The 26,337-nt window shown below is 62.5% G+C and carries 16 protein-coding genes; 11 read left to right on the top strand and 5 right to left on the bottom strand.

What is annotated here, in order from left to right:
- The first annotated feature begins 140 nt into the window (after window positions 1-140).
- Together RUGAMON1_RS06030 and RUGAMON1_RS06035 are read left to right on the top strand one after the other, a co-directional pair.
- The gene (locus tag RUGAMON1_RS06030) at window positions 141-3,260 is read left to right on the top strand and encodes a transglycosylase domain-containing protein (protein WP_445229883.1); all 3,120 of its coding nucleotides are present in this window, start codon (window positions 141-143) and stop codon (window positions 3,258-3,260) included.
- Window positions 3,261-3,421: 161 nt separating this feature from the next.
- Window positions 3,422-4,786: a TAXI family TRAP transporter solute-binding subunit gene (locus tag RUGAMON1_RS06035; protein WP_445229884.1), complete on the top strand. Its 1,365-nt coding sequence runs from the start codon at window positions 3,422-3,424 to the stop codon at window positions 4,784-4,786.
- A gap of 100 nt (window positions 4,787-4,886) precedes the next feature.
- Here RUGAMON1_RS06035 and RUGAMON1_RS06040 read toward each other — a convergent pair whose 3' ends face one another.
- Window positions 4,887-5,345: a rhodanese-like domain-containing protein gene (locus RUGAMON1_RS06040; protein WP_445229642.1), complete on the bottom strand. Its 459-nt coding sequence runs from the start codon at window positions 5,343-5,345 to the stop codon at window positions 4,887-4,889.
- A gap of 312 nt (window positions 5,346-5,657) precedes the next feature.
- Here RUGAMON1_RS06040 and glnA point away from each other — a divergent pair, with 312 nt between their 5' ends.
- The 5 genes from glnA (at window position 5,658) to corA (ending at window position 11,470) form a co-directional block, all read left to right on the top strand.
- On the top strand, window positions 5,658-7,073 hold the full coding sequence (gene glnA, locus RUGAMON1_RS06045) for a type I glutamate--ammonia ligase (RefSeq protein WP_026335076.1): 1,416 nt from the start codon (window positions 5,658-5,660) through the stop codon (window positions 7,071-7,073).
- Between the two features lie 125 nt (window positions 7,074-7,198).
- Window positions 7,199-7,690: a DUF4124 domain-containing protein gene (locus RUGAMON1_RS06050; RefSeq protein WP_445229643.1), complete on the top strand. Its 492-nt coding sequence runs from the start codon at window positions 7,199-7,201 to the stop codon at window positions 7,688-7,690.
- 10 nt (window positions 7,691-7,700) lie between these two features.
- Complete coding sequence (gene glnL / locus RUGAMON1_RS06055) at window positions 7,701-8,798, top strand: nitrogen regulation protein NR(II) (protein ID WP_445229644.1); 1,098 nt, start codon at window positions 7,701-7,703, stop codon at window positions 8,796-8,798.
- 70 nt (window positions 8,799-8,868) lie between these two features.
- Complete coding sequence (gene ntrC, locus RUGAMON1_RS06060; protein WP_445229645.1) at window positions 8,869-10,374, top strand: nitrogen regulation protein NR(I); 1,506 nt, start codon at window positions 8,869-8,871, stop codon at window positions 10,372-10,374.
- A gap of 127 nt (window positions 10,375-10,501) precedes the next feature.
- Window positions 10,502-11,470, top strand: coding sequence for a magnesium/cobalt transporter CorA (gene corA / locus RUGAMON1_RS06065; RefSeq protein WP_445229646.1), 969 nt, complete (start codon window positions 10,502-10,504; stop codon window positions 11,468-11,470).
- Window positions 11,471-11,597: 127 nt separating this feature from the next.
- Here corA and RUGAMON1_RS06070 read toward each other — a convergent pair whose 3' ends face one another.
- Together RUGAMON1_RS06070 and RUGAMON1_RS06075 are read right to left on the bottom strand one after the other, a co-directional pair.
- A complete protein-coding gene (locus RUGAMON1_RS06070) occupies window positions 11,598-14,363 on the bottom strand; it encodes a TonB-dependent receptor (protein WP_445229647.1) in 2,766 nt (921 codons plus the stop codon).
- Between the two features lie 370 nt (window positions 14,364-14,733).
- Window positions 14,734-16,374 carry an NAD(P)/FAD-dependent oxidoreductase gene (locus RUGAMON1_RS06075; protein ID WP_445229648.1) on the bottom strand — a complete coding sequence of 547 codons (1,641 nt, stop codon included), beginning with the start codon at window positions 16,372-16,374 and terminating at the stop codon, window positions 14,734-14,736.
- 597 nt (window positions 16,375-16,971) lie between these two features.
- On the opposite strand from RUGAMON1_RS06075, the gene RUGAMON1_RS06080 reads away from it, so the two are divergent.
- Both RUGAMON1_RS06080 and RUGAMON1_RS06085 read left to right on the top strand, forming a co-directional pair.
- Complete coding sequence (locus tag RUGAMON1_RS06080) at window positions 16,972-17,163, top strand: hypothetical protein (protein ID WP_445229649.1); 192 nt, start codon at window positions 16,972-16,974, stop codon at window positions 17,161-17,163.
- A gap of 465 nt (window positions 17,164-17,628) precedes the next feature.
- Window positions 17,629-20,529 (top strand): TonB-dependent receptor domain-containing protein, encoded by a 2,901-nt coding sequence (locus tag RUGAMON1_RS06085; protein ID WP_445229650.1) that lies wholly within the window; start codon window positions 17,629-17,631, stop codon window positions 20,527-20,529.
- Window positions 20,530-20,839: 310 nt separating this feature from the next.
- Here the strand turns inward: RUGAMON1_RS06085 and RUGAMON1_RS06090 are convergent, their stop codons facing one another.
- Complete coding sequence (locus RUGAMON1_RS06090; RefSeq protein WP_445229651.1) at window positions 20,840-22,144, bottom strand: aspartyl/asparaginyl beta-hydroxylase domain-containing protein; 1,305 nt, start codon at window positions 22,142-22,144, stop codon at window positions 20,840-20,842.
- 147 nt (window positions 22,145-22,291) lie between these two features.
- Window positions 22,292-23,017 carry a 16S rRNA (uracil(1498)-N(3))-methyltransferase gene (locus tag RUGAMON1_RS06095; RefSeq protein WP_445229652.1) on the bottom strand — a complete coding sequence of 242 codons (726 nt, stop codon included), beginning with the start codon at window positions 23,015-23,017 and terminating at the stop codon, window positions 22,292-22,294.
- 153 nt (window positions 23,018-23,170) lie between these two features.
- Here RUGAMON1_RS06095 and tkt point away from each other — a divergent pair, with 153 nt between their 5' ends.
- Entirely contained in the window at window positions 23,171-25,165 is a 1,995-nt protein-coding gene (gene tkt / locus RUGAMON1_RS06100) for a transketolase (RefSeq protein ID WP_445229653.1), read from the top strand.
- A 48-nt stretch (window positions 25,166-25,213) separates the two neighbouring features.
- Complete coding sequence (gap, locus tag RUGAMON1_RS06105) at window positions 25,214-26,224, top strand: type I glyceraldehyde-3-phosphate dehydrogenase (RefSeq protein ID WP_020705225.1); 1,011 nt, start codon at window positions 25,214-25,216, stop codon at window positions 26,222-26,224.
- Window positions 26,225-26,337 lie beyond the last annotated feature (113 nt).

Raw genomic sequence — 26,337 nt, forward strand, 5'->3', positions numbered from 1 at the left:
GCCGGCCCCGTCTTGTTGTCCGCGCAGTGCGCAAATTGCGCGCAGGCGCAGCAGCGTTAGGCTATCGCCGTACCCGGCACTTGCGTGTTGTGCCGCCGCCCACTCCCGAGCAAACCGAAGCGCATCTGGCCCAGGCCCAGATGGACGCGCCGCCGCCCACCACGCCGCCGAAAAGCAAGCGTTCGCGCAACGCTTTCCTGCTGGTGCTGCTGGTCGGCCTGTCGTTCGCGGTCTACTGGGGCATCCAGGAAACCCGCACCTCCAGCATGCAGGCGCGCATCTTCACCGACCTGGTCGGCAAGATGACCTACAAGATGGAGCCGGGCGCCAGCAAGGCGATCCGTTTCCCGAAAGACAGCCCGTACGACGAGCGGCTCGGCTACGCCGGCCTGCCGGACTACCTGGGCAAGCTGAGCGCGCGCGACTACCAGGTCAGCGCGCAGGTGCGCATCTCGCCCAAGATGGCCGAGCTGGCCGACATGGGCGTGTTCGCCACCTATCGCGAAAAGACCAAGACCGGCCTGACGATCTACGATTGCCGCGCGCAGCAGCTGTTTGCCGCCAGCTATCCGGAGCGCATCTACAACAAGTTCGAGCAGGCGCCGATGGCCTTGATTAACAGCCTGCTGTTCATTGAAAACCGCGAGCTGCTCGACACCAAATACCCGACCCGCAATCCGGCCGTCGAGTGGGACCGGCTGGGCAAGGCGGTGATTGAAAAAAGCGTGACCTCGGTCGCCGGCGGCCACCGCGCGGCGGGCGGCAGCACGCTGGCCACGCAGATCGAAAAATACCGCCACTCGCCTGAGGGCCGCACCGGTTCCATGAAGGACAAGTTGCAGCAGATGGTCTCGGCCAGCCTGCGCTCCTACCAGGACGGACCGGACACCACCAAGGCGCGCCGCCGCATCGTCATCGACTACCTGAACACGGTGCCGCTGTCGGCCAAGCCCGGCTACGGCGAAGTGAACGGCATCGGCGACGGCATGTGGGTCTGGTATGGCCGCAGCTTCCCGGACTTCAACCGCCTGCTGGGCGGCAAGCTCGACAACCCGGATGCGGAAACCGCGCTGACCTTCAAGGAAGCGCTGAGCCTGATGATCGCGCAACGCCGTCCGAGCTACTACCTGGGCGCCGGCGCGGCCGACCTGGAAGTGCTGGCCAACAGCCACCTGCGCATCCTGGCGCAGGACGGCGTGATCACGCCGGCCATGCGCGACATGGCCTTGCAGCAGAAACTGCATCCGGCCACCGGCAACGGCCTGGAGTCGGCGCCGGCGATGACCTTCGTGTCGCGCAAGGCCTCCAACGCGATCCGCAACCACCTGGCCAACCTGCTGGGCGACAACCGCATGTACAACCTGGACCGCCTCGACCTGAGCGTGGTCAGCACCCTGGACGCGCAGGCCCAGACCGCCGTCACGCAAGTGCTGCGCGACCTGCGCGATCCGGAGAAGGCCAAGGCCGCCGGCCTGACCGGCAAGGGCATGCTGGGCAACGGCGATCCGGCCAACGTGGTGTACAGCTTCACCTTGCTGGAGAAGGGCGAGCAGAACAATCTGTTGCGCCTGCAAACGGATAACTTCGACCAGCCGCTGGACATCAACGAAGGCGCCAAGCTGGACCTGGGCTCGACCGCCAAGCTGCGCACGCTGGTGACCTATCTGGACATCGTCGACATGCTGCACAAGAAGTACGGCGGCATGGATGCTGCGGCGCTCGGCAACGTCAAGGTCGATCCGCAGGACAAGCTGTCGCAATGGGCGCTGGACTACTTCAAGGCGCTGCCATTGGAGAAGGGCGGACGCGAACTGACGCCGATGCTGAACGCGGCCATGGAGCGCAAGTATTCCGGCAATCCGGGCGAGGGCTTCTTCACCGGCGGCGGCCTGCACCACTTCGGCAACTTCTCGAAGGACGACAACGGCAAGATCCTGACCGTGACCGAGGCGCTGCGCCATTCGACCAACCTGGTGTTCGTGCGCCTGATGCGCGACGTCGCCAAGTACTACATGTTCCAGACGCCGGGCTCGTCGGCATCGCTGCTGGCCGATTCGGACGATCCGCGCCGCGCCCAATACCTGGCGCGCTTCGCCGACAAGGAAGGCAAGGAATTCCTGGGCCGCTTCTACGCCAAGTACAAGGGCAAGCCGGAGTCCGAGCTGGACAAGATCCTGCTGGCGAATATCCGCAGCACGCCGGTGCGGCTGGCGGTGATCCACCGCACCCTGTATCCGACCGCCAATCAGCAGCAGTTTGCCGCCTTCCTGAAGGACAACCTGCCGTCGCAAAACGAGGTGCCGGAAGAGCGCGTGGCCAAGCTGTACGATCAGTATGCGATCGACAAGTGGTCGCTGGCCGATCGCGGCTACCTGGCCAGCGTGCACCCGCTGGAGCTGTGGATGGCGGCGTATATGCGCTTGCATCCGGGCGCCACGCTGTCGCAGATGACCGCGGCCAGCGAGAAGGAGCGGCAGGAAGTCTACCAGTGGCTGTTCAAGACCCACCACAAGCACGCGCAGGACAAGCGCATCGTCGGCCTGATCGAGGTGGAAGGCTTCATGGAAATCCACAAGCAGTGGAAGAAGATGGGCTATCCGTTCGATTCGCTGGTGCCTTCGTATGCGACCACCTTGGGCGCCTCGGCCGACCGGCCGGCGGCGCTGGCGGAGCTGATGGGGATTATCGTCAACGGCGGCGTGCGCAAGAGCAGCCAGCGCATCAGCTCGCTGCATTTCGCCGAGGGCACGCCGTACGAGACCGTGGTCACCAAGGGCAAGCCGACCGCCAACGAGCAAGTGCTGGCGCCGGAGGTGGCGCGCGTGGTGGCCGATGCGATCCGCGGCGTGGTGTCGGACGGCACCGCCAAGCGGGCGCGCATGGCCTTCGTCGGTTCGGACGGCAAGGTGATCCCGGTCGGCGGCAAGACCGGCACCGGCGACCAGCGCTTCGACGTCTACGGCGGCGGCGGACGCCTGATCGAGTCACGCTATGTGAACCGGTCGGCGACGTTTGTGTTCAACATCGGCGAGCGCTTCTTTGGTTCGATGACGGCCTATGTGCACGGGCCGGATTCGAAGCACTACGACTTCACCAGCGCGCTGCCGGTGCAGCTGCTGGTGGTGCTGGCGCCCAACCTGATGCCGCTGATCGAGCCGCATCCGATCGCCAAGCCGGGGCCGACGCCGCCGGTGATCGTCAAGACCGGCGGCAACGCCACGGCGGCGGTGACGCCGCCGCTGCAGGCCTGCGGCGGCTGATTTCACCCCGCACGGCGGCGCACCAGGGTCGGACCCCAGACGGGGTCCGACCCTCGGCCTCAAAGGGGTAAGGCGCCGCTCAATCGGCAGCGGCGTGTTTCCCTTGCATAGTTGCTCATTTGTTGGCAATGTATCAGCCCATGAAACCGATACGCCACCACATGTCCAAAATCCTCAAGTTCACGCAGTTCTCCATGCGGGACTTGTTTGTCGCCGCCGCGCCCACCATCGCCCTGATCGCCGGTGTCTGCCTGCTGGCCTACTGGCTGGTGGATCCGGCGCCGCCGCGTACGGTGCGCCTGGCCACCGGCCAGGAAAACAGCGCCTACGCCGAGTTCGGTAAGAAATACGCGGCCGCGCTGGCCAAGCACGGCGTCAAGGTGACGCTGGTGCCGTCCGCCGGCTCCGGCGAAAACCTCAAGCGCCTGAAGGCCGGCGAAGTCGATATCGCCTTCGTCCAAAGCGGTTCCACCAACGAGGAAGCGGCCGAGCGTGAAGGCCTGACCTCGCTGGGCAGCCTGTTTGTCGAGCCGCTGTGGCTGTTCCTGCGCGAGACCAAGGGCAAGCCGCCCATCACCCAGCTGACGCAGCTGCGTGGCCTGAAGATCAACTACGGCCCCAGAGGCGCCGGCGCCCCGCGCCTGTTCCGCCAGGTGCTGGAGCTGAACGGCGTCGAGAAGGGCGAAGTGGAGCGCTTCTCGCTGGCCAACACGCCGGCCACGGTGGAGCTGCTGGAAGGACGCATCGACGGCCTGGTGTTCACCTCGGCCCCGGAGGCGCCGCTGATCCAGATGCTGCTGCAAACGCCGGGCATCAAGCTGTTCAACTTCAACCAGGCGGAAGCCTACGCCCGCAAGCTGCCCTTTTTGACGCACGTGGTGCTGCCGCAGGGGATCGTCGACCTGGGCCGCGATATCCCGGCCGAGGACTACAACCTGATCGCCCCGACCGCCACGCTGGTGGCGCGCGACGACCTGCATCCGGCGCTGACCGACCTGTTCGTGCAGGCGGCCAGCAGCATTCACAGCGGCGCCGGCTGGTTCTCGCAGCAGGGCCAGTTCCCATCGGCCAAGTACACCGAGATCCCGGTGGACGCCGAGGCGGCCAAGTTCTACAAGAGCGGCCCGCCGCTGCTGCAACGCTACATGACGTTCTGGCTGGCGAATTTCTTTGACCGCATGTGGGTCGTGGTGGTGGCGCTGGGCGCGTTGATACTGCCGCTGTCCAAGGTGGTGCCGCCGCTGTACGTGTGGCGCATCCGTTCGCGCGTGTACCGCTGGTACGGCCAGCTGCGTGCGGTGGAGCAGGCGGTGGAGGAGGCGTCGGATGAGAACCGGATGCAGGTCTACGAGAGCCAGCTGGCGCGCCTGAACGAGATCGAGGACCTGGTCAACCAGGTGTCGATCCCGCTATCGTTCGCGGACGGCTTGTACGGCTTGCGCAGCCACATCCAGTTCGTGCGCAAGCGCATCCAGTTCCTGATGGGCGAGTCGGCGCCCGCGCCGGATGAGGCGGTGGCGGTCTAAGCAGTTGCTTTAAATTGAGCGCAGCTAGGCGCGCCGCCGAAGACAGTGCGTTAGCACGGCGAGGCGGTGCAACGACGCTGTGCTCGATTTGATGCAACTGTTAAGCGCCGGTCCAGGGCAGCTCGGCCTTGCACCAGCCGCTGACGTTTTTGCGGTGGCCGTGCTCGTCCTTGTCGCCCTCGAAGCCTTCCAGGATGTCGTAGCAGTGCTGGTAGCCGTGTTCGGTGGCCAGCTTGGCGGCGCTGCGCGAACGCACGCCGGAACGGCACAGGAACAAAATCACCTGGTCCTTGCGCGCCACCGAGTTCAGCTGCTCGATGAACTCATGGTTGGCGATCCCGCCCGGATACAGACTCCACTGGACCGCACCATGTTGGGCTTCCGGTATCGCCACCCGGCCCACCCAGTCGCGCTCGGCATGGGTGCGCACATCGACCAGCTTGATCGCGTTGTCGGCGCTGATCAGTTCATACGCTTCCTGCGGCGTCACGGCGCCGGCATAGGGCCAGTCTTTGCTGCGGCTGCGGGCCAGCGCAAGAATATCGTCTATTTTGCTCATGTCATGTTCCAGAAATAAGTTTGAGTTTATTATAGGCCTCCTGCGTCCGCACCACACGCAGACGCACCAAAGCCGTGCATTTTTCGGGAATTCTCCAAAAATGCACAAAACAGGTGCAATATCTCGAACATGCACTCAGTTGGTGCGGTATTGAGTTGCCTCAAATAGTGGCATTTTGGCCTGCTTGCGAATTTTAGATTCATTTTGCCAGCAAGTTCAAAGACGCTATCGACATAAGCTGATGAGTTTTGAGCTGGCACGGATACTGCTTACCAAGAGCGCACGAGCCCCACATTCCTTTAGGAGATACGCATGGCAATGACAGCCGCAGAAGTTCTGAAAATGGTCCAGGAAAACGAAGTCAAATTCGTTGATTTCCGTTTCGCCGACACCCGTGGTAAAGAACAGCACGTCACCGTGCCTGTGTCGCACTTCGACATCGACAAGTTCGAATCGGGTCACGCATTCGACGGTTCTTCGATCGCCGGCTGGAAAGGCATCGAAGCTTCGGACATGATTCTGCTGCCAGATCCAAACACCGCGAACATCGACCCGTTCATGGAAGAGACCACGCTGTTCATGCAGTGCGACGTCATCGAGCCTGCCGACGGCAAGGGTTACGACCGCGATCCACGCTCCATCGCCAAGCGCGCTGAAGCCTACCTGAAATCGTCCGGCATGGGCGACACCGCCTACTTCGGCCCGGAGCCAGAGTTCTTCATCTTCGACAGCGTGCGCTGGAAGATCGACATGTCCGGCTGCTTCGTCAAGATCGATTCCGAAGAAGCCTCGTGGACCACCGGCGAGAAGCTCGAAGGCGGCAACACCGGCCACCGTCCGACCGTCAAGGGCGGCTACTTCCCAGTGCCACCAGTGGACAGCTTCCAGGACATGCGTTCGGAAATGTGCCTGATCCTGGAATCGCTGGGCATCCCGGTCGAAGTGCACCACCACGAAGTGGCCGGCGCCGGCCAGAACGAAATCGGCACCAAGTTCTCGACCCTGGTCGAGCGCGCCGACTGGACCCAGAACCTGAAATACGTGGTCTGGAACGTGGCCCACAGCTATGGCAAGACCGCCACCTTCATGCCTAAGCCTATCGTTGGCGACAACGGTTCCGGCATGCACGTGCACCAGTCGATCTGGAAAGACGGCGTCAACCTGTTCGCCGGCGACGGCTATGCCGGCCTGTCCGACACCGCGCTGTACTACATCGGCGGCATCATCAAGCACGCCAAGGCACTGAACGCGATCACCAACCCAGGCACCAACTCGTACAAGCGTCTGGTTCCAGGCTACGAAGCTCCAGTCAAACTGGCGTACTCGGCCAAGAATCGTTCGGCTTCGATCCGTATTCCGCACGTGGCCAATCCTAAGGGCCGCCGTATCGAAACCCGCTTCCCGGATCCACTGGCCAACGTTTACCTGTGCTTCGCAGCGCTGCTGATGGCTGGTCTGGACGGTATCGCCAACAAGATCCACCCGGGCGAGGCAGCATCGAAAGATCTGTACCACCTGCCGCCGGAAGAAGACGCACTGATCCCAACCGTGTGCGCTTCGCTGGAAGAAGCGCTGGACAACCTGAACAAAGACCGCGAGTTCCTGACCCGTGGCGGCGTGTTCAGCGATTCCATGATCGACGCTTACATCGAACTGAAAATGCAGGACGTCCAGCGCATGCGCATGACGACTCACCCTGCCGAGTTCGACATGTACTACTCGCTGTAATTGCAACGCATCGGCAGCGCCGATGCTTGTAGTGAAGCAAAAAACGCGGGGCGAGCAGAGCTTTCCCCGCGTTTTTCTTTGGATGTTGTATATTCGGGATGGATAGTTTCACCCATGGATTTCGAATGACAACTAGCTTTAAACGATGCGTGTTGCTGGCGCTGCTGGGCTGCGGTGCGGCCCAGGCGCAGATCTACAAGTGCGTCACGCCCAACGGCGGCATCGAGTACACCGACATCAACCGCGGCAGCTATTGCAAGTCCATGGATTTGCCGGGCACGGTGATCCCGGCGCCACCGCGCCGCCAGGGCACGCCTGCGCGCAGCGGCAACGTGCCGGCGCCGGTCAGCACGCCGGGCGACTTTCCGCGCGTCGACAGCGCCGAACAGCGCGCCCGCGACGCCGACCGCCGCGGCATCCTGGAAGAAGAGCTGAAGAACGAGACGCAAAGACTGGCGGAGCTGCGCAAGGAGTTCAACAACGGCGAGCCGGAACGGCGCGGCGACGAGCGCAACTACGCCAAATACCAGGAGCGGGTGGCCGCCATGCGCGACAACATCGGCCGCTCGGAAAAGAATATCGAAGCCTTGAAGCGTGAGATCGCGAACATCCGATGACGAGTTTACTATGAGCCTTACGAGTCTTAACGCCGGCAAGCACCGCCCGCCGGCACTGGCGGGCCTGGAGCTGCTGGCTTCGGCCGTGGTGCTGCTGGACGCCGAGGGCCGGTTCGTCTATGCCAACGCGGCCGCAGAGAATCTGCTGGAGAGCTCGCTCAAGGCGCTGTCGCGCCAGACGCTGAGCGCGCAGTTCCTCAATCCCGGCGAGCTCGACAACATCTGCAACCAGGCGCGCGAGCACAAGTTCTCCGACCTGCGCCAGGACCTGATGCTGGAGCGGGCCGGGCGCGATGCGCTGCACGTGCACAGCATCGTCTCGGCGCTGGACGAGCCGCCCGGCCACATCCTGATCGAGCTGCGCGAGCACCTGCAGCACCTCAAGCTGGACCGCGAGGAACGCATCCTCGACCAGAGCCAGGTCAACAAGGAGCTGATCCGCAACCTGGCGCACGAGATCAAGAACCCGCTGGGCGGCATCCGCGGCGCCGCGCAGCTGCTGGAGATGGAGCTGCCGGCGCTGCACGCCGGCCAGCTGCGCGAGTACACCCAGGTCATCATCAAGGAAGCGGACCGGCTGCAAACGCTGGTCGACCGTTTGCTGGCGCCGCATCGCCGGCCGCACATCGTCGGCGACGTCAACATCCACGAAGTGCTGGAGCGCGTGCGCAGCCTGATGCTGGCCGAGTTCCCGTCCGGCCTGACGATCCTGCGCGACTACGACGCCTCGATCCCCGAGTTCCGCGGCGACAAGGAGCAGCTGATCCAGACCGTGCTCAACATCGCGCACAACGCCGCCCAGGCGCTGGCCAGCCGCATCGACAACGGCGATGCGGAGATCGTTTTCAAGACGCGCGTGGCCCGTCAAGTCACGCTGGCCAAGGTCCGCTACGGGCTGGCATTAGACTTGCATATCATTGACAATGGACCGGGCATCGCACCCCAGATCCGCGACCGGATTTTCTACCCATTGGTGTCGGGCAGGGAGGGCGGCAGCGGCTTGGGTCTGACCCTAGCGCAAACCTTCGTGCAACAGCACATGGGTGTGATCGAGTGCGAGAGCCGGCCTGGATATACGGACTTCCGCATCCTGCTGCCATTGCCATAAGCCCAGGCGGGCAGGGGGCGGATGCCGGGTCCCTTGATTGACGATCCATATTGCGGGATACACACAACACATGAAGCCAATCTGGATAGTAGACGACGACGAATCGATCCGCTGGGTACTGGAAAAAGCACTGGCACGGGAAAACCTGGCCACCAAGAGTTTTGCCAACGCGCGCGACGCCATCGCCGCGCTGGAGTTCGAGACGCCGCAGGTGCTGGTGTCCGACATCCGCATGCCGGGCGACTCCGGCCTCGACCTGCTGCAACTGGTCAAGTCGCGCTTCCCCGGCCTGCCGGTCATCATCATCACCGCCTTCTCCGACCTGGATTCGGCCGTCGCGGCCTTCCAGGGCGGCGCCTTCGAATACCTGGCCAAGCCCTTCGACATCGACAAGGCCGTCGAGCTGATCCGCCGCGCGCTGGACGAGAGCCTGCGCGAGACCAGCGTTGAATCGGGGCCGTCGGAAACCCCGGAAATCCTCGGCCAGGCGCCGGCGATGCAGGAAGTGTTCCGCGCCATCGGCCGCCTGTCGCAGTCGAACGTGACGGTGCTGATCACCGGCGAATCGGGTTCGGGCAAGGAGCTGGTGGCGCGCGCGCTGCACAAGCACAGCCCGCGCGCGGCGCAGCCCTTCATCGCGCTCAACACGGCGGCGATTCCGAAGGACTTGCTGGAGTCCGAACTGTTCGGCCACGAGCGCGGCGCCTTCACCGGCGCCCAGACCACGCGCCGCGGCCGCTTCGAGCAGGCCGAGAACGGCACGCTGTTCCTCGATGAAATCGGCGACATGCCCTTCGATTTGCAGACGCGCTTGCTGCGCGTGCTGTCGGACGGTCACTTCTACCGCGTCGGCGGCCACCAGCCGCTCAAGGCCAATGTGCGCGTGATCACCGCGACCCACCAGAACCTTGAACAGCGCGTGCGCGAAGGCTTGTTCCGCGAAGACTTGTATCACCGCCTCAACGTGATCCGTCTGCGCCTGCCCAGTTTGAGGGAGCGGCGCGAGGACATCCCTATTTTGGTGCGCCACTTCCTGGTGCAGAGCGCCAAGCAGCTGGGCGTGGAAGCCAAGCGCATGAGCGACTCCACCTTGCAATTCCTCAGCGGCCTGGATTTGCCGGGCAATGTGCGCCAGCTGGAAAACCTGTGCAACTGGATCACCGTGATGGCGCCGGGCCAGACGGTGGAGGTGAAGGATTTGCCGCTGGAGCTGACGCAGGAGCAGGGCCACGCGCCGGCGCCGGCCGAGAGCTACGCGACTATCCAGCATCACGGCACGGTGATGGCGATGCCGGTGGCCGACAGCGGCAGCGGCGGCGCCCACGCATCGGCAGCGTCCGGCGCGCCGGACGCGTGGCTGGGCTTGCTGGAAGCGCAGGCCGCCAGCATGCTCAGCGGCGGGCAGCAGGAAGTGATGGCGGTGCTGGGCCGGCAGTTCGAGTCGGCGCTGATACGCACCGCGCTCAAGCACACGCACGGCCGCAAGAACGACGCGGCGGTGCGCCTGGGCATCGGCCGCAACACCATCACCCGCAAGATCGCCGAACTCGGCATCGACGGCGCCAAGGACGATTGAGTGAAGGCTTAACCCGCAAGAAAGGGGTCGGACCCCGGACGGGGTCCGACCCCTGTGTGCCGCAGTGCGGGGTTTGAGGTAAGCTCTTGGCTGACGAAGCCAGGAGCTTTTTTTTTATGGAAACAGTATGCTGATTAATTGTGTGGCCTATCAGGACGGCCAGAAGCTGGCCGACATTCCGGTCGAGGAGATCAGCGATTACATCGAGAAGCCGGAGACCTTTGTCTGGGTCGCCCTGCGCGATGCCCAGCCGGACGAACTGGCGATCATGCAGCAGGAGTTCGGCCTGCACGAGCTGGCGGTGGAGGATGCGCGGCGCGGCCACCAGCGGCCCAAGATCGAAGAGTACGGCGATTCGCTGTTCGTGGTGGTCAAGACCATCGAGTGCCGCAACAATGATATCGACGTCGGCGAGGTCGATATCTTCGTCGGCGACAACTACGTGCTGTCGGCGCGCGACAGCCACAGCCAGCAGGGCTTCCTCGGCGTGCGCGCGCGGGCGGAGAAGGAGCCGCACATGCTGCGCCTCGGTCCGGCCTTCGTGCTGTACGCGCTGATGGACGCGGTGGTGGACCGCTACTTCCCGGTGCTGGACATGCTGGAAACGGAACTGGAAAAAATCGAGGAGCTGATCTTCAGCCAGGGCAAGCAGCGCGACAACATCCAGCGGCTGTATGAGCTCAAGCGCAAGGTGACCATCGTGCGCCATGTGGTGTCGCCGCTGATGGAAGCGGTGGGGCGGCTGCACGGCGGCCGCGTGCCGGCCATGTGCCAGGACACGCAGGAATACTTCCGCGATGTGCATGACCATTTGCACCGCATCAGCGCCTCGCTCGACGGCATCCGCGACACCATCGCCACGGCGATCCAGGTCAACCTGTCGATGGTGGCGATCGAGGAGAGCGAAGTGAACAAGCGGCTGGCGGCATGGGCTGCGATCTTCGCGATCGTCACCGCGTTTGCCGGACTGTGGGGGATGAACTTCAAGTTCATGCCGGAGCTGGAATGGAAGTACGGCTATCCGATGGCGGTGCTGGTGATGGTGGGCGTATGCCTGTACCTGCACCGGCGCTTCAGGAAGGCCGGCTGGCTGTAACCCGCACTGCGGCCGCAGGGGTCTGACCCCGTACGGGGTCAGACCCCGCCTCGGTTCGGGGTTCGCCTCTTAAACGAAAAAAAGCCCGCGCGGCCTGAAGCTGCGCGGGCTTTTTTACGTCTTGCGGTTACTTGAACTTGTAGCCAGCGGTCACGTAGACGAAGCGGCCACGTGGATCGTACTGGTTGATGTCGTAGCCGGACTGGAACTGATTGGTGACTGCGGTACCAATCGGGTCAGGCTGCTTGTCGAACAGGTTCTTCACGCCCAGCGCCAGGGTCAGGTTCTTGATGCCGCGGAAGGTGACGTTGGCATCGTAGGTGGCTTCCGACGAGATGAACACTTTGTTGTCGTTCAGGTCGTGGCCAACCTGGTAGCCGCTGCGATAGTTCTGCACCAGGGTGGTCGCCCACGGACCTTTGCTCCAGGTGCCGGCCAGCTGATGCTTCCAGCGCAGGATCACGCCGCCGTTTTGCGCGCCGATCACCGGGTTGCCCGAACCGTCAACGATGGTGCCGACCTTGTGCGAGACGTCGCCGCCCGGGCTGGTCTGGTCGAAGGTATCCATGTAGGTACCGTTCAGGTTGGCTTCCAGCTTACCGAAGCTGAAGTTGTCCTTCCAGTTGGCCGTCAGGTCCAGGCCCTGCACGTTGGCGTTGCCGGTGTTGGCCAGCGTCGAACGGATGCTGACGATGTCGTTGCCGTTCAGGGTCACCAGGCCTGCGTAGGCTGGGTCGCCGGCGCGGAAGCGCGACACGATCTCTTGTGCCGACGGCGTCGCCAGGATGTCGCGGATGTTGATGTTGAAGAAGTCCACGCCGATGCTGGCGGTCGATACCGGCTGCCATACGGCGCCGAACGAGTACTGCTTCGACTTCTCCGGCTTCAGGTTAGGATTGCCACCCGACAGAGCATTGACTTGCAGGCCGGTTTGCTTGGTTGCCGGGTCGTTGAACTGCTCGGAGGTGCCCAGCGTCTGCGGCGTCCACAGGTCGACCAGCGACGGTGCGCGGAAGCCGGTGCCGTACGAACCGCGCAGCAGGAAGGTCTTGGTCGGCTGCCAACGGACATTGCCCTTCCAGTTGGCCGAATTGCCGACGTCGTCGTAATGGTCGTCGCGCACCGCCAGGTTGGCTTCCAGCGTCTTCGTCAGCGGAATGCTCAGTTCGCCGAACGCCGAGTTCACCGTACGGTCGCGGTCGATAGGTACGACCGAGCCGCCCAGGCCGGAGATGTCGCCCGACTGGTAAGCCGCGCTAGGGCTGGTGGTGTAGTTCTCTTTGCGCGACTGTGCGCCCACCGCGTATTGCGGGGTGATGCCGGCGATGGTCCAGAAGTCGCCGGTGATCTTGGCGTCGAAGGAGTCGCTGGTCGATTTGGCGGCCAGGAAGTCGCCGCTGAAGGCTGCGCCTTTCAGCTGGTCGGCCAGGGCGCCGGTTTGCACGCCGCCTGCAGCCCATGGATTCCAGTTGCTGGCGTTGATGATCTTGGCGTAGGCCACTTGCGAGAAGTAGCCGGTGGTCACAGCGCTGTTCAGCTTGGACTCGTTGTGGCTCAGCGCCACTTCGTAGTCGACCTTGCCGATGGTGCCCTTGGCGCCAACGACCACGCGCGCCTGCTTGGCGGTGTCGACGTTCTGGCGTGGGCCGAAGTCGAACACGCGCGAGGTGATCGACAGCGGTTTGCCGATCAGCGAATCGAAGCCCTGGCTGTGCAGGTAAGGCGCGGCGATCGACTGGTAGACCGGGTTGCTTGGGAAGAGCAGCAGTGCCGCGTCCACGCCTTGCTTGGCGAACTCGCCGTCGGTCTCGAAGAAGCTGGCGCGCGCCGGCGATGCCTGGTAGGTCTGGGTGACTTTGCTCTGCGAGTACAGCACGTCGCCGAACAGCTGGTGGTTCTCGTTGAGCTGGTAGGTCAGGTTGCTGGTGAAGTTGAACAGCTCGCGATCAGGCGTCAGGCCGACGTCCGGGCCGCTGTCGTAGTAGCAGTAAGGCGAACCCTTGGCGCCGCCTTGCAGCGTGCCCATCTTGATGGTGCCGCACTTGTCGCCGATGGCCAGCGGATTGCCGTAGCCCGAACCGCCCGAGCTGAAGCCGGCGTCGGTGCCTTTGCCTGGCGTGAACGAACCCTGGATGTTGCCCAGGCCGGTCGCGGTGCCGTTGTAGTAAGGCAGCTTGGTCGAGGTGGCCGCGTAGTCGCGGTCACGGCCGAACAGGGCCTTTTCCTTTTCGTAGGAGCCCGACATCACCAGATTCAGCTTGTCGGTGTTGAAGCCGCCGGTGATCGAGGCTTTGCTGTTCTGGCCGCCACCGCTTTGCGATGGGGAGCCGTAGCCGCCGGTGATTTCCACGCCCTCGGTCTGCTTGGACAGGATGAAGTTGACCACGCCGGCCACCGCATCGCTGCCGTACACGCCGGACGCGCCGTCCTTCAGCACTTCGACGCGCTCGATGGCGGCCAGCGGGATGACGTTGACGTTGACGGAGGCGCCGTCGCTGCCGGCGAACGCCGCCAGGCGGCGGCCGTTGACCAGCACCAGGGTGCGGGTCGAGCCCAGGCCGCGCAGCGAGATCGACGACAGGCCGCCGGTCGAGGTGCCGGCGCCGGTGGCGTTGCTGGTGCCGCCCGCCGAGGAGAAGGCGGAAATCGACTGCAACAGCTCTTCGGTGCTGGTGGCGCCGGTGCGGGCGATCTCAGCCTTGGTTACCACTTGTACCGGCAGCGAGGTTTCAGCGTCGACACGCTTAACCGACGAACCGGTGATTTCCACGCGTTGTATGACAGGGGTATCCTGTGCAAATACTGGCTGGGACAGCAGGCCTGCACCGATCAGTGCAGCGCTACCCGAAAACATCAGGCGCAGCGAACGCGAAATTACAGTTTCCATCATCATTGCTTGAACTCCTAGCGAGGTTACGGCTTAGTACTTTTTCATTGAAAATTTCATAATGAATAATCCATCAATGGATTATCCAAGGCGGTCATCAGACCACTTGAGCTTGGCAAGGTCAATTGACACTCTGTAACAAGATTGAAATAAACAACACTTTTTATGCTTATTTCAAAAAAAGACGACTTATTTACACAAAAATACAAAGTATTTGGTTGTTTATTGCTGATCAATGGTAGGAAATGGCGGAACGTTTAACCATGTTCATGCGATGTGCGATGACGGTTTGCCAGCCTGACAACAGGCGCGGGAGCGGAGAGGGAGGGTGCCGGCCGCGCGCCAGAGGGGGCGGCGGCCGGTCGGGGGAGGGGTGTCAGGGCTGCTGGTCGGCGGCCATCGACAGCGCCACCGCCTCGGCCACCTTGATGCCGTCGACGCCGGCCGACAGGATGCCGCCGGCGTAGCCGGCGCCTTCGCCGGCCGGGAACAGGCCGCGCGTGTTCAGGCTTTGCAGCGTGTCGTCGCGGCGCTTGATGCGGATCGGCGACGAGGTGCGCGTCTCCAGCCCGGTCAGCACGGCGTCGTGCTTGAAGTAGCCCTTGACCTGTTTGTCGAACGCCGGGAAGGCTTCGCGCAGCGCGCTCACCGCGAACTCCGGCAGGATGGTCGCCAGGTCGGTCAGGTGCACGCCCGGCTTGTACGACGGCACCACGCTGCCGAACTCGGTCGAGGCGCGGCCGGCGACAAAGTCGCCCATCAGCTGGCCCGGCGCATTGTAGGTGCCGCCGCCCAGTTCAAACGCCTTTTCCTCGAGCCGGCGCTGGAACTCGATGCCGGCCAGCGGGTGGCCCGGGTAGTCGACTTCCGGCGAGATGCTGACCACGATGGCGCTGTTGGCGTTGCGTTCGTTGCGCGAATACTGGCTCATGCCGTTGGTGACCACGCGGCCCGGCTCGGACGCGGCCGCCACCACCGTGCCGCCCGGGCACATGCAGAAGCTGTACACGGCGCGGCCGTTGGCGGCGTGGTGCACCAGCTTGTAGTCGGCGGCGCCGAGGATGGGGTGGCCGGCGTTGGGGCCGAAGCGGCAGGCGTCGATCAGCGATTGCGGATGCTCGACCCGGAAGCCGATCGAGAACGGCTTGGCCTCGATGTAGACGCCGCGGTTGTACAGCATTTCAAAGGTGTCGCGCGCGCTGTGGCCGACCGCCAGCACCACGTGGTTGGTGACGATCTTCTCGCCGCTTTCCAGCGTCAGGCCGCGCACCTGGCCGCCGTCCGGGCCTTGCTCGATCTCGATGTCGACCACCTTGTTTTCAAAGCGGTATTCGCCGCCCATCTGTTCGATGTTGGCGCGCATCTGCTCGACCATCTTGACCAGGCGGAAGGTGCCGATGTGCGGCTTGCTGACGTAGATGATTTCCTCCGGCGCGCCGGCCTTGACGAACTCGGTCAGCACCTTGCGGCCGTAGTGCTTGGGGTCCTTGATCTGGCTGTACAGCTTGCCGTCCGAGAAGGTGCCGGCGCCGCCTTCGCCGAACTGCACGTTCGACTCCGGATTGAGTTCGCGCTTGCGCCAGAAGCCGAAGGTGTCGACGGTGCGTTCGCGCACCTGCTTGCCGCGTTCGAGGATGATGGGACGCAAGCCCATTTGCGCCAGGATCAGCGCCGCGAACAGGCCGCAGGGGCCGGTGCCGATCACCACCGGGCGCGGGTTCTGGTCGTGGCCGGCCAACTGCTCGCCGTGGGCGACGAATTTATAGGAAGTGTCCGGCGACGGCATCAGGTGGGCGTCGTGGTGCAGGCGTTTGAGCAGCGCTGCTTCGTCCTTGACGTCGACGTCGAGCGAATAGATCAGCACGATCGCGGTTTTCTTGCGGGCGTCGTAGCTGCGTTTGAATACCGTGTAGCCGAGCAGGGCGTCGGCGGCGATGTCCAGGCGCGCCAGGATGGCGGCCGGCAGATCGGCCTCGGCGTGGTTCAGCGGGAGTTTGACTTCGTTTAATCGCAACATGGATGGCTTCCTGAGAGGGCGCTGTCTAGGCGCCATGATAGTCGGGCGCGGCGGCGTTCTGCCCCGGATCGGCCCGTAAAACCCCGTATTTTACCCGCAATGGCGGCCTATTGCAGCCATGCCGGCGCTGTTCGCCCGCTGAAATGCGGGAAAATCGCAGCACGCTAAATATAAAACGCTGGAGCGAGGCTTGCGAGATATTAAGTTCAGCGGGCCAGCGCTTATTATCGCCCCGGTTGACAATGCCGCCGCACCATTGCCGTGGTTTGCCTCGGCATTAATATATACGGGAATTATCCGCAAAAGTTATCTATTCATTCAATTTGTTTCTCCTGCGGATATTTAATCTTCAGAATTGGAATGCCTATTTATAAATAATTTGAAATTCGTGGCGATAGCGCAAAACATGCAAAATCTGAGGCCCCAGGCATTTAACAATGTGCTGAGTATTTCTTTTTTTGAAATTATTCACAAGTAAACTACCTTGGATTTTGTTGTGAAAAGGCGACTAGCACCAAAACGGGCAGGCAGCGGTTTTTATCGGGGATCCGTTGCGTTTATGTTTCAAATTGGAAACTTCATAGTGCGCCGCCGGCGATGAAAAACGTGCTGGCCTTGGCATATTGGATGCGCTTTGTTCTGGGAAGCCCCGGTTTTTCATTGATTTTCGCCGGTTGCGGCTTGACGGTTGAAAATTTTGGTGTACTTGCTCACAACACACCGCAGAAGGACGGGAAACCAAGCAAGTTGGGCGGGTTGTTGTTTTTTTGCGATCATTTCGTTATTTGATAGGAAATTAAAAATGCATTTTCGGAAACTTTTTTAATCCATCCGGTGCGCGCCTTGTTGCGATGTTGCATGAACGAGACAATTCATAAAATTAATAAAAATACATCTACCTGAATCTGTGCGCCCGCGCTTTGCCGCATCGCACCACGCCGGTGCACCGAATCGGCAGCCCGGCGCGGGCTCGTCCGAAGCTTGTAAGGTTCATTGACAATAGCCGAGTTGCTATGTTTTTATGAACAGCGGAAAAGTTTGGCTTTATTTCATCAACGATGACGCAAGCGCCGATCTTTACCTGGGGCAGAGAAAGTGCAGTTGCCGGTGAACGAATAGTTTTATCCAGACTATTCTCAGTCGGTAGAGGTTAAACAAAGAAATGGGTCGTTTTTAGTTGCTATCCAAAAGATGCCGTTAAACGTTCTAATAAAACACACCAAGGAATACAATATAATGATCAAGGAAACAGTATTGTCTCGCTCGATCCGCGTGATGTTCGTCAGCGGGATGGCGCTGGGTATGCATGCCGCGTCCGCGCAGCAGGCGGACCAGCCTATGCAAAAAGTTGAAGTGACCGGTTCGCGTATCCCTACGCTGAACACCGAGGGCGCAAGCCCAGTGACGGTCCTGAGCGCCAAAGACATCAAGATCGACGGCGTGCGCAATGTCGAAGACATGCTCAACAACCTGCCGCAAGTGTTTGCAGCGCAGGGCGCGGCAATTTCCAACGGCGCCTCCGGTACCGCGACCGCCAACCTGCGTAACCTTGGCTCCGACCGCACCCTGGTGCTGGTCAACGGCAAGCGCCTGCCAGCCGGTAGCGTGAAAGATTCCGCACCGGACTTGAACGAAATTCCAGCCGGCCTGATCAAGCGCGTTGAAGTGCTGACCGGCGGCGCCGGCGCAGTGTACGGCGCGGGCGCGGTCGCAGGCGTGATTAACTTCATCCTGCGCGACAACTTCGAAGGCGTTGAAGTCCAGGCCAATGTGGCCGGCTTCAACCACGACCAGCACAGCGCGGTTGCCGGTGTGGTGTCCAAGCGCGGCTTCCCGGTTCCAGGCAACGTCAACTTCGACGGCCGCACCAAGGATGCCAGCATCCTGTTGGGTAGCAACTTCGACAACAACAAGGGTAACGCCACCTTGTTCTTCACCTACAAAGAAACCAATCCGGTGCTGCAATCGGCGCGCGACTTCAGCGCCTGCTCGCTGCAAGGCGGCGACGCCTTCACCTGCGTTGGTTCCGGCACCCAGGCCAGCGGCCGCGTAGGCGCCTTCACCAACGACGGCAAGGGCGGTGTTCGTGCTTACAACGGCGCCACCGACGCTTACAACTTCGGCCCGCTGAACTATCTGCAACGTCCTTCGCAGATGTACGGCTTCAACGCCCAGGCGCACTACGATATCAACGACAAAGTGCGGGTTTACCAGGAATTTGGTTTCCACAACTACTCGACCGACGCGCAAGTGGCGCCAGGCGGTATCTTTGCCGGCATCCGCGCGACCATCGTCGGCGACAACCCGATGCTGACCGACGCATGGCGCACCGCGCTGGGCCTGACCAATTCGCCGACCTCGAAAGTCACCGTCGGCATTTCCAAGCGTAACGTCGAAGGCGGTCCACGTATCGACTCGATCAACGACAACTCATTCCGCGAAGTGCTGGGTGTCAAGGGCGAGATCAACAACTGGTCGTACGATGTTTTCGGTCAGTACGCACGTGTCAGCCACGCAGAGTCGAACGTCAACTACTTCTCGGCGGCTAAGATCGCCAAGGCCTTCGACGTGGTCAACGTCGGCGGCAAGGCAACTTGCGCATCGGCAGTCAGCGGCGCCGATACCGCTTGCGTCCCTTACAACCTGTACGGCGGTGCGATCACCCCGGCGATGCTGAACTACCTGAGCGCTTCGGGTCTCAACACCGGCTACACCCAGCAGATCATCATGGGCGGCACCATCGGTTCCGACCTGGGCGTGTATGGCATCAAGTCGCCATGGTCGAGCAATGGCGTAGGCGTGTCGTTCGGTGTGGAACGCCGTGCCGAGAAGCTGGTCTACCGTCCGGATGACACCACCCTGTCGGGTGACCTGTCGGGCGCAGGCGGCGCATCGCCACCAGTCGTAGGCGGCTATTCGGTCAAGGAAATCTTCGCCGAGACCCGCGTTCCGCTGCTGGAGAAAAAACCGTTTGCTGATTCGCTGGATCTGTCGGGCTCGTTCCGTCGTTCCGAGTACAGCACCGACCACACCGCCAACACCTACGGCGTGGGTATCGACTGGGCGCCAGTGGCCGACATGGCACGTGTGCGCGCCAGCTACCAGCGCGCGGTTCGTGCGCCGACCATTCCTAACCTGTACAACCCACGTACGATCGGCAACAACGGTCCTGCAATCGATCCGTGCGAAGGTGTATTGGTCGCCGGCCCAGGACAGCATGTCGTCAGCGCCAGCGCGGCAGCCTGCGCCAATACCGGCGTCACCGCAGCGCAATACGGCCATATCGACTACAACTCGGCCAACCAGCACTCCAGCCTGACCGGTGGTAATCCTACGCTGGCGCCGGAAGAAGGTACGACCTACACGGCGGGCCTGGTGCTGAATCCGGTCAAGAACCTGACCATGACGGTCGATTACTTCAAGATCAAGATCAAGAACACGATCTCGAACGTCGATCCGACGGTTGCTCTGACCCAGTGCTTGACCAAAGCCACGCCAGCCTTCTGCGCATTGGTCAAACGCGACGCCTTCGGCAGCCTGTGGGAATCGCCTAATGGTCCGCTTGGTTTTGTCGAAGCCACCAACGCCAACATCGGTTCGGTCAGCACTTCCGGTGTCGATCTGGGCGCTGCCTACGTGATGCGTGCCGGCACCTATGGCACCATGAACTTCAACCTGAACGGCACCTACATGCTGGACTCGTCGACTGAAAACGTTCCAGGCCTGGGCTCGTACAACTGCAAAGGCTACTTCGGTGCCACTTGCGGTACGCCTACCCCGGAATGGCGTCATAAGGCCCGCGTGACCTGGTCGACCCCTTGGAAGTTCGACTTGTCGGCGACCTGGCGTTATGTCGGCTCGACCAAGCAGGAAGGCCTGAGCGGCGATGCGCAACTGGCAGCCGATCCAGCCAACCTGCCAGCGAAGATCGAAGATCACCTGTCCGCTCGTAACTACTTCGACCTGAACGTGCAGTACGCGATCACCAAGAAGATCAGCCTGAGCGCCGGCGTCAACAACCTGTTCGACAAAGATCCTCCGACCGTGTCGACCCTGGTGACCGCTGCCGCTGGTTCGGCTAACGGTAACGGCTACCCACAGGTTTACGATTCGCTGGGTCGCTTCATCTACCTGAACCTGACCGCACGCTTCTAATTTATTTAGTCGTAAGCGCGTTCCAAAACGGCACCTTCGGGTGCCGTTTTTTTTACAAAGGCTCACACCAAGCGTTGGTGCTGGTTAATACCAGTCGGAAGGCGTTGGGCAGGCGCGGTTGGAATGGAGCAGCTGGCCCCGGGGTTGCCAATATTGGACAGATTTTGTCGCTTGCTAGCCCGTCAATCCACCGACACGATCAAGGACCCGCTACAAGCACTCAGCTTCGCAAGATGGCAGCGTTCCGATTCGGCAAATGAATTCTTGGCCAGAAAAAAAAGGGACTCCTTCTCCAAGGCGAAGTAAGCAGTCAGAGATCGAAGCCGCCCTGCTGGCCCCGGAAGCTGTTGATACCGTCGGTCAGTGCGGTGATCATCGCGCGCTCGGCCAGCGACAGCTGCGGGTGCCAGATGTCGAAGATCAGCACCACGCGCAGCTGCTCGCTGTCGTTCCAGGCCTCGTGCTCAATGGTATCGTCGAACACCCAGGCCTGGCCCATCTGCCATGCGCGCGTCTCGTTGCCGACCCGGAAGCCGCACTGGCCCGGCAGGATCAGCGGCAAGTGGGTCACCAGGCGTGCGTTGCTGACGCCGACGTGCGGCGGGATGCGCGTCTTGGGCTTGAGCAGCGAGAACATCGCGGTCGGCGTGCGGCCCGGCTGGTCGGGCTGCGGCGCGCCGCCCAGCAGTTCCATGGTGCGCGGGCACTGGGCGGCGTTCTGCGGCACCGGCGCGCCGTCCTTGAGCAAGTGGAAGGCGCTCCAGCGCGGCGAGTTGTTCAACTCGGCAAACTGGTTGTGCGGTACGTCGTCGGCGTAGGTCAGGTAGGGCGTGAAGCCGTCCTCGGCCTGCAGCACTTGCAGGAACTCGTCGCGGATGGCGTCGGTACCAGCCTCGATCGCATCCAGCCACGGAAACTGCTCGCGCGGCAGGAAGGCTTGCGGCAGCAGGCCGGGGTAGTGGTACATCATCGATGCCGACTCATAGCGGCGCTTGCGGCGCACCATCAGGTCCACCGATTCGCGAAAGCGGCGCAGGTCCTCGCCGGCATACTGCTGGTATTGCTGTTCGAGGAAACGGTCCAGGAAGCGGCCGTAGCCGGCGTGGTACTGGTCGACATACTGCATCGCATGCTGGACAGCGTCGCGCATGCCGGGATCGAGCTGCTCGGCCGGCGGCGCCACCGCCGCCACCGCGCCATACACCGAGGCCGACTGGTGGGTTTTGCCCTGCCGTTCCAGCAGGTTGGCGCGCAGGATCAGCGCCACCATATGCGAAGGGTCGGCCACCAGCGCGTTGTGGATGGCGATTTCCTCGGCTTTTTCATCTTGCTGGCGCTGGCAGGCCAGCGCCAGGCTGATCCAGCTTTGCGGATCGTCGGGCGCGGCTTGCGCCAGGCGCTCGAAGGCGCGGCGCGCAGTGGCGATGTCGTTGTGGCGGAAGGCGCGCTTGCCTAGTGAGCTCAGCGCCAGCACGTGGGCAGGTTCCAGTTCGAGGATGCGGGCCCAAGTGCGGCCGGCTTCTTCCTCCTGTCCAGCCTTGCTGGCTTTGATGGCTGCGGCCTCCAAGATTGCAACTTCGGTCGCCGTGTGCGGATTGGGCATGGAGGTGATCATTTCTAGTCGTTGACGGGTTGGCAGGGAAGCTTTGTTGCCTGCCAAAAAATTATAGCCCGTCGTCCTTGCCCCCAGAGGCAAGGACGGCATGAAACCAGATCAAGTGTTGGAATTCCACATCATTACGTTACATTGCGCCGCACGCCGTTACATGCCGCCCCACAGCCCGCCCAGGATGGCGGCGGCCGACAGGCCGGCGGTCTCGGTGCGCAGGATGCGCGGGCCCATGGCCAGCGGCAGGGCGCCGTGCTGGATCGCCAGGTTTTCCTCGGCGTCGCTGAGGCCGCCCTCGGGGCCGATCACCAGGGTCACCGCCTGCGGGCTCTGGTGGCGCGCCCAGTCGGCCAGCGACTGTCCGGCGCGCGGCGTCAGGATGATGCGGCGGTGCATGTCCTGCTGGGTGATCCATTGCTTGTAGTCTTGCAGCGGCGCCAGCTGGGCCAGGCGGTTGCGGCCGCTCTGCTCGGAGGCCGATTCGATGATGCCCTGCCAGTGCGCCATCTTCTTTTCCGCCCGTTCGGCCGACAGCCGCACCACGCAGCGCTGCGCCGCCAGCGGCTGCACGCCGGACACGCCCAGCTCGATGGCCTTTTCGATGATCCAGTCCATCTTGCTGGCCTCGGGCAGCGCTTGCGCCAGCGTGATGCCGAACGGCAGCTCGACCTCGCGCGGCTGGTGCGCCTTGACCTCGACGCTGACGTGGCGCTTGCCGATGTCGCTCAGGGTGGCGCTGTATTCGCCGCCCTCGCCGTTGAACAGCGTCACCAGTTCGCCCGGCGCCAGGCGCAGCACCTGGATGTGGTGGGCGACCGCCTCGGGCAGGCTGACGAGCTGGCCGACGGCCAAAGGCTGGGAGATATAAAAGCGGGGCATGCGCGGATCCGGTCGGTTTGAGTTCCGCAATTTTAAATGGTGGACGCCTCGGTCTGGTAAAATAATGGGTTCAGCAAGAGTGCAGCACAGACAGTAGTAACGACAGCAGCATCCCATTGCCCCCAGTTTCCATACTTTCGTGATAGACCAACGATGACTTCTACGCTCCCAACCACCCAAATGGCTAACGCGATTCGCGCGCTGGCAATGGACGCCGTCCAGAAGGCCAATTCCGGCCACCCAGGCATGCCGATGGGCATGGCCGAAATCGCCGTGGCGCTGTGGAGTGGCCATTACAGCCACAACCCGGCCAACCCGAAATGGGTGAACCGCGACCGTTTCCTGCTGTCCAACGGCCACGGCTCGATGCTGCACTACGCGCTGCTGCACCTGTCCGGCTACGCGGTGAGCATGGACGACATCAAGTCCTTCCGCCAGATGCATTCGAAAACCCCGGGCCACCCGGAAGTCGACGTCACCCCGGGCGTGGAAACCACCACCGGTCCGCTGGGCCAGGGTATCGCCAACGCGGTTGGCATGGCGCTGTCCGAGTACCTGCTGGCTGCCGAGTTCAACAAGCCCGGCTTTGACATCGTCAACCACTACACCTACGCCTTCGTCGGCGACGGCTGCCTGATGGAAGGCATCTCGCACGAAGTGTGCGCGCTGGCCGGCACGCTGGGCCTGAACAAGCTGATCGCGCTGTACGACGACAACGGCATCTCGATCGACGGCAAGGTCGAAGGCTGGTTCACCGACGACACCCCGGCCCGTTTCGAAGCCTACGGCTGGAACGTGATCCGCGCGGTCGACGGCCACGATGTCGCCGCCGTCTCGGCCGCCATCGCCGCCGCCAAGACCGCCAGCAAGCCGACCCTGATCTGCTGCAAGACCATCATCGGCAAGGGCTCGCCCAACCTGCAGGGCGGCGACAAGGTGCACGGCGCCGCGCTGGGCGACAAGGAAATCGCCGCCGTGCGCGAATACATCGGCTGGAGCGCCGCGCCGTTCGAGATCCCGGCCGACGTTTATGCCGCTTGGGACGCCAAGGCCGCCGGCGCCAAGCTGGAAGCCGACTGGGCCGCGACCTTCGCCGCCTACAGCAAGCAATTCCCGGCCGAAGCCGCTGAACTGAGCCGCCGCATGGCCGGCGACCTGCCAGCCGCGTTCGACGCCACCCTGGCCGCCGGCATCGCCGCCTGCGTCGAGAAGAAAGAAAACATCGCCACCCGCAAGGCCAGCCAGAACGCCATCCAGGCGCTGGCGCCGGTGCTGCCGGAATTCCTGGGCGGCTCGGCCGACCTGACCGGCTCCAACCTGACCAACTGGAAAGAGTGCGTCGCGCTGCGTTCCGGCAAGCCGGGCAACCACGTCAACTACGGCGTGCGCGAGTTCGGCATGTCGGCGATCATGAACGGCGTCACGCTGCACGGCGGCTACATCCCGTTCGGCGCCACCTTCCTGACCTTCTCGGACTACAGCCGCAACGCGCTGCGCATGGCCGCGCTGATGAAGCTGCGTTCGATCTTCGTGTTCACCCACGATTCGATCGGCCTGGGCGAAGACGGCCCGACCCACCAATCGGTCGAGCACGTCTCGTCGATGCGCCTGATCCCCAACCTGGACAACTGGCGTCCGTGCGACACCGTCGAATCGATGGTCGCATGGGGCGAGGCGGTCAAGCGCAAGAACGGTCCGTCGACCTTGATCTTCTCGCGCCAGAACCTGCCGTACCAGGAGCGCAGCGCCCAGCAGATCGCCGACGTCGCCCGCGGCGGCTACGTGCTGAGCGACGTGGCCGGCGCCAAGGTCACGCTGATCGCCACCGGTTCCGAAGTCGAGCTGGCCGTGGCCGCCGCTTCCGCGCTGGCCGCGGAAGGCATCGCGGCGCGCGTGGTGTCGATGCCGTCGACCGATGTATTTGACCGTCAGGACGCCGCTTACAAGGCCAGCGTGTTGACCAAAGGCTTGCCACGTGTGGCAATCGAAGCCGGCGTAACCGATTTCTGGTACAAATACGTCGGCCTGGAAGGCGCTGTGGTCGGCATCGATACCTTCGGTGAATCGGCTCCGGCAGGCGTGCTGTTCAAGCACTTCGGCTTCACGGTGGAAAACGTCGTGGCGAAAGTCAAATCTGTCATTGCATAATCTATAATTGCTTGTTGCATTACCTATTTTTCTAATCAGGAGCATAGTATGACGATCAAAGTTGCAATCAATGGCTACGGCCGCATCGGCCGCAATGTGCTGCGCGCTTTCTACGAAGGCGGCAAGAAACAAGACATCCAGATCGTTGCGATCAACGACCTGGGCGATGCCAAATCGAACGCCCACCTGACCCGCTACGACACCGCCCACGGCAAGTTCCCCGGCACCGTGACGGTGGACGGCGACAATATGATCGTGAACGGCGACGTGATCCGCGTGTTCGCGCAGCGCAACCCGGCGGAAATTCCATGGGGCGATCTGGGCGTGGACGTGGTGCTGGAGTGCACCGGCTTCTTCACCACCAAAGAGAAGGCTTCGGCTCACCTGAAGGGCGGCGCCAAGAAAGTCATCATCTCGGCACCAGGCGGCAAGGACGTCGACGCCACCATCGTGTACGGCGTCAACCAGCACGTGCTGAAGGCTACCGACACCGTGATCTCGAACGCTTCGTGCACCACCAACTGCCTGGCCCCGCTGGTCAAGCCGCTGAACGACGCCATCGGCGTGGAAACCGGCCTGATGACCACGATTCACGCCTACACCAACGACCAGGTACTGTCGGACGTGATGCATGAAGACCTGCGCCGCGCCCGTTCGGCCACCATGAGCATGATCCCGACCAAGACCGGCGCCGCCGCCGCGGTTGGCCTGGTGCTGCCTGAGCTGAACGGTAAGCTGGACGGCTTCGCGATCCGCGTGCCGACCATCAACGTTTCGCTGGTCGACCTGTCGTTCATCGCCAAGCGCGACACGACCGTGGACGAAGTCAATGCGCTGATGAAGGCCGCTGCTGAAGGCGCGCTGAAAGAAGTGCTGACCTACCAGACCGAACCGCTGGTATCGATCGACTTCAACCACAATCCTGCTTCGTCGAACTTCGACTCGACCCTGACCAAAGTGTCGGGCCGTCTGGTCAAGGTATCGTCGTGGTACGACAATGAGTGGGGCTTCTCGAACCGCATGCTGGACACCACCGTTGCACTGATGACCGCGAAGTAAGCTTCCGCGAATCCAGTAGAGCCTGCCGGCGCAATCCGGCAGGTTTTTTTTTGCCCAGGCGAAAATTGAATGTTACTATATGTTTAATATAAACTATTTAACATCTACTATGA

This window comes from Duganella rhizosphaerae, assembly GCF_040364205.1.
Taxonomy (GTDB): Bacteria; Pseudomonadota; Gammaproteobacteria; order Burkholderiales; family Burkholderiaceae_D; genus Rugamonas; species Rugamonas rhizosphaerae.